General features: G+C 50.6%; 1 pseudogene. It reads left to right on the top strand.

Annotation, left to right across the window (positions count from 1 at the left end):
• Positions 1-522 (top strand): annotated as a pseudogene (gene gltB, locus R7Z77_RS28340) (glutamate synthase large subunit); the annotation flags it as partial.

The following is a 522-nucleotide window of genomic DNA, read 5'->3' as shown; positions in this document are numbered from 1 at the left end:
CCTCACCTAGGCACTGCATTTAAATGTAACGAAGCCACCATTATCGGTAACACATGTTTGTACGGCGCGACAGGAGGAAAACTGTTTGCTGCGGGTAAAGCAGGAGAGCGTTTTGGTGTTCGTAACGCTGGCACCATCGCAGTAATCGAAGGCGCGGGGGATAACGCTTGTGAATACATGACTGGCGGCATTGTGGCTATTCTTGGCGCCACAGGTGTGAACTTCGGCGCTGGTATGACGGGCGGTTTTGCTTACGTGTTGGATGAAAATCAAGACTTCCAAGGTCGTGTAAACAACGAATCGGTGGAAGCCATTTCACTGTCGGATCTATACATCCACCAAGAGCACTTGCGCGGCCTAATTGCAGAGCATCTCGAAGAGACTGGCTCTAGCCATGCAGAACATATTTTGGCGAACTTTGACGAATGGATTCCGAAGTTCTACTTGGTGAAACCTCAAGCGGCTGACTTAAACACGCTACTTGGTCACCAAAGCCGCAGCGCTGCTGAACTGCGCGTTCAA

The organism is Vibrio sp. 1401 (assembly GCF_033340295.1).
This window is presented reverse-complemented; position numbering and strand designations above follow the sequence as displayed.